This window comes from Sphingomonas echinoides ATCC 14820 (assembly GCF_000241465.1).
In the GTDB taxonomy this organism is placed as follows: Bacteria; Pseudomonadota; Alphaproteobacteria; order Sphingomonadales; family Sphingomonadaceae; genus Sphingomonas; species Sphingomonas echinoides.
The window spans coordinates 3,087,695-3,095,951 of sequence record NZ_JH584235.1; the positions used below are offsets into that span (position 1 = coordinate 3,087,695).

The 8,257-nt window shown below is 67.2% G+C and carries 6 protein-coding genes; 3 read left to right on the top strand and 3 right to left on the bottom strand.

All coding sequences use genetic code 11. The features are described 5' to 3' along the window. The 3 genes from ON00_RS14355 to ON00_RS14365 all read right to left on the bottom strand — a co-directional run. Nucleotides 1-2,468 (bottom strand): error-prone DNA polymerase (locus ON00_RS14355; RefSeq protein ID WP_010406875.1); only part of this gene is annotated, 2,468 nt, incomplete at its 3' end. Then, nucleotides 2,465-4,390 (bottom strand): Y-family DNA polymerase, encoded by a 1,926-nt coding sequence (locus ON00_RS14360; protein ID WP_010406877.1) that lies wholly within the window; start codon nucleotides 4,388-4,390, stop codon nucleotides 2,465-2,467. The genes ON00_RS14360 and ON00_RS14355, both read right to left, overlap by 4 nt. Continuing rightward, nucleotides 4,308-5,027, bottom strand: coding sequence for an ImuA family protein (locus tag ON00_RS14365; protein ID WP_010406879.1), 720 nt, complete (start codon nucleotides 5,025-5,027; stop codon nucleotides 4,308-4,310). Before ON00_RS14365 ends, ON00_RS14360 begins: the two co-directional genes overlap by 83 nt. 269 nt (nucleotides 5,028-5,296) lie before the next feature. Between ON00_RS14365 and ON00_RS14370 the strand changes: the two genes are divergently transcribed. The 3 genes from ON00_RS14370 to ON00_RS21235 form a co-directional block, all read left to right on the top strand. Continuing rightward, nucleotides 5,297-6,595 (top strand): 3-methyl-2-oxobutanoate dehydrogenase (2-methylpropanoyl-transferring) subunit alpha, encoded by a 1,299-nt coding sequence (locus ON00_RS14370; RefSeq protein ID WP_010406881.1) that lies wholly within the window; start codon nucleotides 5,297-5,299, stop codon nucleotides 6,593-6,595. Between the two features lie 169 nt (nucleotides 6,596-6,764). Then, nucleotides 6,765-7,772, top strand: coding sequence for an alpha-ketoacid dehydrogenase subunit beta (locus ON00_RS14375; RefSeq protein WP_010406884.1), 1,008 nt, complete (start codon nucleotides 6,765-6,767; stop codon nucleotides 7,770-7,772). Nucleotides 7,773-7,869: 97 nt separating this feature from the next. Continuing rightward, a partial coding sequence (locus ON00_RS21235; protein WP_010406886.1) for a biotin/lipoyl-containing protein occupies nucleotides 7,870-8,257 on the top strand: 388 nt, incomplete at its 3' end.

Below are 8,257 nucleotides of genomic sequence, written 5' to 3' on the forward strand. Positions count from 1 at the left end.
CCTCTCCCGACCTCGCTTCGCTCGGCCACCCTCTCCCCGCTTGCGGGGAGAGGGAGTAGGGTTGCGTCCCAATCACTCCGGTTGACGCACACCGGCACCACCCGCACGCCGTGTTCGCGCGCGTCGCGGACGATTTGGGCGGGGGCGTAAAAGCCCATCGGCTGGGCGTTGAGCAAGGCCGCGCAGAAGATGTCGGGGTGGTGGCATTTCAGCCAGGCCGAGGCGTAGGCGATCTTGGCGAAGCTCGCCGCGTGGCTTTCGGGGAAGCCATAGCTGCCAAAGCCCTCGATCTGCTTGACCAGCCGCTCGGCGAAATCCTGGCTGATGCCGTTGGCGCGCATCCCTTCGATCAGCGGATCGCGGAGTTTGCCGACGCCGCCGGTCATCTTGAAGGTCGCCATCGCGCGGCGGAGCCGGTCGGCTTCGCCCGCGCTGAAACCCGCACCGACGATGGCGACCTGCATCGCCTGTTCCTGGAACAGCGGCACGCCCAGCGTCTTTTCCAGCACCTCGCGCAGCTTCGGGCTGGGATATTGGATGTCGACCTTGCCGATGCGGCGTTGCTCGCGGCGTTTGAGATAGGGGTGGACCATGTCGCCCTGAATCGGCCCAGGGCGGACGATCGCCACCTGGATTACGATGTCGTAAAACTCTGCGGGCTTCATCCGCGGCAGCATCGACATTTGCGCGCGGCTTTCGATCTGGAAGGTGCCGAGCGTGTCGGCCTTTTGAATCATCGCATAGGTGGTGGGATCATCCTCCTGCATCTCGGCGCTGTCGAGCCGCAGGTCGATGCCCTTATGCTCGCGCAGCAGATCGAAACAGCGGCGCAGGCAGCCGAGCATGCCAAGACCGAGGATATCCACCTTCATCAGCCCGATTTCCTCGATATCGAGCTTTTCCCATTCGACCACGCGGCGATCGATCATCGCGGCGGGTTCGACCGGCACCAGATCGTCGAGCCGGTCATGCGCGAGCACGAAGCCGCCGGGATGCTGCGACAGATGGCGCGGCGTGCCGATCAATTGCGTGGCGAGGTCGAGCGTCAGCGCAAGGCGCGGCTCGCTGGCATCGAGGTTGAGCGCGGCGACATGCTCCTCGGGCACGCCGTCATTCGACCAGCCCCAGATTTGCGAGGCGAGCGCTGCGGTCATGTCCTCGGGCAAGCCAAGCGCCTTGCCGACTTCGCGCACCGCGCCGCGTGAGCGATAGCGGCTGACGACGGCGGTGAGCGCGGCATGGTTCCGCCCATAGGTGTCGTAAATCCACTGGATCACTTCCTCGCGCCGTTCATGTTCGAAATCGACGTCGATGTCGGGCGGTTCGTGGCGTTCGGTGGAAATGAAGCGTTCGAACAACAGCTTGTGCTTGACCGGATCGATCGAGGTGATGCCGAGCACGAAGCAGATCACCGAATTCGCCGCCGATCCGCGCCCCTGGCACAAAATGCCCTGGCTGCGCGCATAGCGCACGATCGAATTCACCGTCAGGAAATAGGGCGCATAGCCCATATGCGCGACCAGGCCGAGTTCGTGCTCGAGCAAGCTGGTGTAGGCAGGTGGGGGCGTGCCGTCGAAGCGCTCGGCGAGCGCGGTGCGCGCCATCGCCGCCAGCGCCTCCTGCGGGGTGCGCTGGCTGATCACGATCTCGTCGGGATAGCGATACTGGTCCTTCAATTCGCGCAAGCTGAAGGTGCAGCGTTCGACGATCGCGGCGGCGGCGGCGAGCGCGCGCGGGTGCAGCTTGAAGCGGCGCGCCATTTCGGCAGGGCCTTTGAGATGGCGGTCGGCGCTGCGTTCGCGGGCATGGCCGAGCGCGTCGATCGTGCAGCGATGGCGGATCGCAGTGACGACGTCCTGCAGCATCCGCCGCTCGGGCACGTCATACAGCACGTCGCCCGTGGCGAGCGGGATCAGGCCGAAATGCCGGGCGTGTTCGTCGAGCGTGTGGAGCCGCTGCGCATCGCCGGGGCGGCGATGCTGCGTCAGGCAGAGATGGCCGCGCGTGCCGAACACATCCGCCATCCAGCGCAGGGCCTGGTCGTCTTCGGCAAAGGTTTCGGTGAGGCCGGGGACGAGCGCGGCGACCAGCCCCTCGGCATGTGCCGCGACATCCTCCCAATGCAGGAAGCACTGCCCCTTCTCGCCCTTTTGCGGATCGGCGCGGCCCTTGCCGAGCGTCAGCAGCCGGGTGAGGCGGCTCCAGCCGGCGCGATCCTCGGGCCAGACCAGCACCGATGTGCCATCGACCAGATCGAGCCGACAGCCCGCGACGAGGCGAATCGGGCGGATCGCCGACATTTGCTCGGCCGCGACCAGCCCGCGCACCACGCCGCCGACCGAATTGCGATCGGTGATGCCGAGCGCGGGCATCCCGGCGAGCACGGCCGCCTGAAACAGATGCTCGGGCGAGGACGCGCCGCGCAGGAAGCTGTAATGCGTCGTCACCTGGAGCTCGCACCACGTCACCCGAACGATCCGTGCATGAACCAGGCGAGATCGCCGGTTTCGCCGCGCTCGCCATCGCCGCGGCGGAACAGCCAGAAACGCTGCCCGGCGTCATCCTCGACCTGGAAATAGTCGCGCACGCTGTGCCGCTCGGTGCCGCGCTTCCACCATTCGCCGAGGATGCGTTCGGGGCCGTCGGCGCGGACCACGCGGTGCGCCATGCCGCGCCAGGTGAAGCGTTTGGGCGGCTGGTCGGGCAATTCGGCGAGGACATGGTCGAGCAGTTCGGGGCGCCGCAACAGCCGCACCGGGCGCGGCCAGCGCGCATCCCAGGGGTGTAGCGGGCGCGAGCGATCGAGCTGGCGGACGTCGTCGGGCTTGCTTTTGGGCGCGGCGCGCGGCGGTGGATCGAGCGGCGGGGCGGCGGCGACCGAGCGTTCGGGCACGTCGCTTTCGACCGGCACGCTGCGCCACAGCGCGCTTATGCCGATGCGGTTGGCGAGCGTGTCGATCAGCGGCGCGAGATCGGGCGGGCGGTCTTCGAGCGTTTCGGCAAAGGGTTCAGCGCCAAGCGGATCGGCGCGGCGAACGTGAAGCGCGAGCGCATCGATGCCATAGCCCGGCGCGATTTCCTCGATCCGGCGCACGATCAGCCGCAACAGATGCGCGCCGTCGCGGGTCGGGCGGGCGAGGCCGATGCGCAGGCGCTGCGGTACACCGTCGATACGGTCGGCGACCAGATCGATCACGCGCGCGCCGAGCCCTGCTTCGGCCAATGCGGTGACGAGGCGCGGCATCAGCACGCCCAGCCAATGCGCGATCGCCTCGGCGGTGGCGATCGGCTCGGCGAAGCGTTGCACGACGCCGATCGCTTCGGGCGGGATGACGGGATCGAGCGGTTCCGCCAGCCGCCCCGACGCCTGATCGAGCCGCGCGATGAGCGTGCTGCCGAACCGGCGCGCGAGCGGGGCGCGCGGCACGGCGGCGAGCTGGCCGATGGTCTCGATCCCCAGCCGCTTGAGCACGTCGCGGGCGCGCGGTTCGAGCCGCAGCGCGGCGGTCGGCAGCGGGGCGAGGGCGTCAGGGTGCGCGCCGGGCGGGCAGATTTGCGGGGCATAGCGCGCCAGCGCCCAGGCCGCACCCGGCGTATCCGCCACGGCAACACGCGCGGTGAAGCCGTGCCGCTTTAGCAGCGCCACGATCCGCCGCGCCATCCGCGCCTCCCCGCCGAACAGATGCGCGGTGCCGCTGATGTCGAGGAACAGCCCATCGTCGCCCGACGGCATCACCACCGGGCACCAGCGCCTGGCTGCAAGCATGGCGAGGCGCAGCAAGGCGGCGCGGTCGCCCTCCGGGTCGGCGGGGCGGATGTCGAGCCCGGGCACCAGCGCCCGCGCTTGCGTCACCGCCATGCCGGGCGCGAGCCCGAGCGCACGCGCGGCAGGGCATGCGGCGGCGATGATGAGCGCGTTGCCGGATTGGAGGCTGGTGATGCGGGGGACTGCTCCCCTCCCTGGAAGGGAGGGGGTAGGGGGTGGGTCGGCCCGTAAGCGGGCGGACGGGCTGCTATCGGCCGACCCACCCCCGGCCCCTCCCTTCCAGGGAGGGGAGGCAGAAGGGGGTGTGGCGCGGGGATCGCGCACCGGCGTGCGCCCTTCATCGGGCGGCATCGCCTTGACCGGATGCGGTGCGGCCTCGCTCACGCGCCCGGCGCGACGGTCGCGCGGGCGCGCATCGGCACCTTCGACCCGTGCCCAGCGCGCGCCGGGACGCCAGCCACCCCCGCGCAGCACCGAACAGGCGACGGCCTGTTCCTGCGCGGCGATGGCGTTCAGCGGGGTGGTATCGACCGGCGCTGCTTCAGGCGGCGTGGCGATACGCTCGGCCTGCGCCAGCCGTTCGATCGGCCAGTCGGGCAGGTAGAGCGAGGCGACCCGTTTCATCGCATGCCTCCATCGTCCAGTCGGCCGGTTCGCCGCCGCGTTGGCGGACCAGCTCCACCTGCCAGCGCGCCCGCCCGACTCCCGCCGCGCCGACCGGTAGCGGGGCGGACGGGGCGGCGGCGATGCGCCACCGCGTCACCGCCGCCGAGGGCACGGCGAGCGGGTTGCCGCCGCCTTTATCGGTCGCCGCGCGGGCATGGCGCTTGAGCAGCAAGGCGATCGTCTTGCCGCCCTCGGCCGCCAGTTGCAGCCGCCGCGTATTGGGCATCGCCGCGCGCTTCACTTCGCCGACCACCGCGCCGAGCCCACGGTGGCGCAGGCCCTCCTCCATCAAGGCGAGCAATTCGGCATCGTCGGCCGCCTCGGCATAGATCAGCCGCTCGGGGGCGAGCCCGGCCTGGTAGAGTCCGGGCGCGAACAGATCGCGCCGCCGCACCACCCACAGCACCGGCCCCCAGGCGCGCGCCGCGATTCCGGCCATGAACAGCGTGGCGGCGGCATCGTCTGACGGTGCGGCGCTGGCGGCGGCGATCTCATGCAGCGAATCGAGCCGGAGCCCGCCGGGCGCCAGTTTCTCGTCGATCGCCCCGATTCCGAAGGGCAGCACCGGGCGACGACGCAGCCCGTCGCCTTCCACCTTCTTCAGGCTTTCGCGAAGCTCGGCTATGATGGCCGAGGAGGGGATGGCAGGACAGGACACGGCCACGACTCGCAAATAGGTTCGTTCCTATTTTGTTCCGTTTGTAAGCCCTGAGTCAAGCGGCCGCTTATCGCAATTGGGACGGTCCGTCGTTTCCCCGCCTTCGCCCCTCTCGCCAAAGCCCACGAAATTTTATAACAACGATTCGAAAGAGCGTTTCCGCGTGCCCGAGCGTTGGTACAGCGCACGCCCCGTTTGGAGAGATCATGGCAAGCGACCGCGTTCCTGCGCATTTGAAGCCCAATTTGCCGCCTTTGTCGCTCTATGTGCCCGAACCCAAATTCCGGCCGGGCGACACGGTCGATTTCACCCAGGTCGCGATTCCGGCGGCGGGCGAAACGCGACGCCCCGATACTGCCGACCGGGCCGACAGCTTCACCGATCTGGCGTATCAAATGGTGCGCGTGCTCGACGAGAACGGCCAGGCGGTCGGCCCGTGGAACCCGCGCCTGTCGCCCGATATGCTGCGGGCGATGTTGCGCAGCATGGCGCTGGTGCGCGCGTTCGACGAGCGCATGTTCCGCGCGCAGCGCCAGGGCAAGACCAGCTTCTATATGAAGTGTACGGGCGAGGAAGCGGTCGCGGTCGCCGCCGCCTTTGCGCTCGATTATGAGGATATGTGCTTCCCGTCCTATCGCCAGCAAGGCCTGCTGATCGCGCGCGGCTGGTCGATGGTCGACATGATGAACCAGATCTATTCGAACACCGCCGACCGGCTGCACGGCAAGCAATTGCCGATCATGTATTCGGTCAAGGAAGCCGGGTTCTTCTCGATCTCGGGCAATTTGGCGACGCAATATCCCCAAGCGGTCGGCTGGGCGATGGCGAGCGCGGCCAAGGGCGATACGCGCATCGCGGCGACCTGGTGCGGCGAGGGATCGACCGCCGAGGGCGATTTCCATTCGGCCTGCACCTTTGCCAGCGTCTACCGCGCGCCGGTGATCTTCAACGTCGTCAACAATCAATGGGCGATTTCGAGCTTTTCGGGTTTCGCCGGTGCGGAATCGACCACCTTCGCGGCGCGCGCGGTCGGCTATGGCATCGCCGGGCTGCGCGTCGACGGCAATGACGCGCTGGCGGTCTATGCCGCCACCGCCTGGGCGGCGGAGCGCGCGCGCACCAACCAGGGGCCGACGCTGATCGAGCATTTCACTTATCGCGCCGAAGGCCATTCGACCTCGGACGATCCGGGGCAATATCGCTCGGCCGGCGAACCGACGGCATGGCCGCTGGGCGACCCGATTGCGCGGTTGAAGGATCATCTCATCGCGATCGGCGAATGGGACGAGGAGCGTCATGCGGCGCAGGACAAGGACCTCGCCGAGCAGGTGAAGGCCGCGCAGAAGGAAGCCGAGGCCAACGGCGTGCTCGGCCACGGCCTGCACCAGCCGCTCGACAGCCTGTTCGATGGCGTGTTCGAGGAAATGCCGTGGCATTTGCGCGAGCAGCAGGCGCAGATGATCGCCGAAGAAACCGCCAGCGGTCGTCCATGGGCACGCAAGTGATGCGTGGCCACCACGGCGGCGCAGCCAATCCCTCTTCTTCCCTTCGTGGCTTTGTGTCTTCGTGCGAGCAAATTTTTTTCGCACAAAGCCGCAAAGGCACGAAGAAGGTTTTTAAAGCCGCTGTCGCGGCGGGTGCAGCAGCATGACCGACACTCCAGAATCCACCCGCATGAACATGATCCAGGCGATCAATTCCGCCATGGACGTGATGATGGACCGCGATCCCGATATCGTCGTGATGGGCGAGGATGTCGGCTATTTTGGCGGCGTGTTTCGCGCGACGGCGGGCTTGCAGTCCAAATATGGCAAGACCCGCGTGTTCGATACGCCGATCACCGAATGCGGCATCATCGGTGTCGCGGTCGGCATGGGGGCTTACGGCTTGCGGCCTGTGCCCGAGATCCAGTTCGCCGATTATATCTACCCCGCGCTCGATCAGTTGGTGAGCGAGGCGGCGCGCTTGCGCTATCGCTCGGCCGGGGAATTCACCGCGCCGATCACGGTGCGCTCCCCGTTCGGTGGCGGTATCTTTGGCGGGCAGACGCACAGCCAGAGCCCCGAGGGCATCTTCACCCATGTCTCGGGCATCAAGACGGTGATCCCGTCGACACCCTATGACGCCAAGGGCCTGCTGATCGCGGCGATCGAGGATAATGATCCGACGATCTTCTTCGAGCCCAAGCGCATCTATAACGGCCCGTTCGACGGCCATTGGGACCGACCGACGCAGAATTGGTCGCAGCATCCGGCGGGCGACGTGCCGACCGGCTATTACAAGATCGAACTGGGCAAGGCCAAGGTCGTGCGCCCGGGCGAAGCGCTGACCATTCTCGCTTATGGCACGATGGTGCATGTTGCGCTGTCGGTGATCGCCGAAGCGGGGGTCGATGCCGAGGTGATCGATCTGCGCACGCTGGTGCCGCTCGACATTGAGACGATCGAGGCGTCGGTCCAGAAGACCGGGCGCTGCATGATCGTGCATGAAGCCACGCGCACCAGCGGCTTTGGCGCGGAACTGTCGGCCTTGGTGCAGGAGCGCTGCTTCTACCATCTCGAAGCCCCGATCGAGCGCGTGACCGGCTTTGACACGCCATATCCGCACAGCCTGGAATGGGCGTATTTCCCGGGCCCCGTCCGTATCGGCGAGGCGCTCAAGAAGATCATGAAGGACGCATAATGGGGCTTTTGTCCCTCCCGTTCGTGTCGAGCGAAGTCGAGACACCTGCGCGGCACCAAATTTCTCGACTTCGCTCGAAACGAACGGATCTAGTGTAATGGCACGCTTCACCTTCAAACTCCCCGATATCGGCGAAGGCATTTCCGAGGCCGAAATCGTCACCTGGCATGTCAAGGTCGGTGACCGGATCGAGGAAGACCAGCAGATCGCCGACATGATGACCGACAAGGCGACGGTCGAAATGGAATCGCCCGTGTCCGGCATTGTGATCGAACTGGCGGGCGAGGTCGGTGACCAGGTGTCGATCGGCGCGGCGCTGGTGGTGATCGAGACCGAGGGCGATTTCTCGGCATCGGAAGCGCCTGCGCTGGAGCCGGTGACCGATGAAGTGAAGGTTGCGCCGCTGAGTGCCGATCAGGTCGAGGTGGCGGAGCAATATGAGGCGGAAAATCCGGGGGTAGAGGCACCTTCTCCCTCTCCCCTCC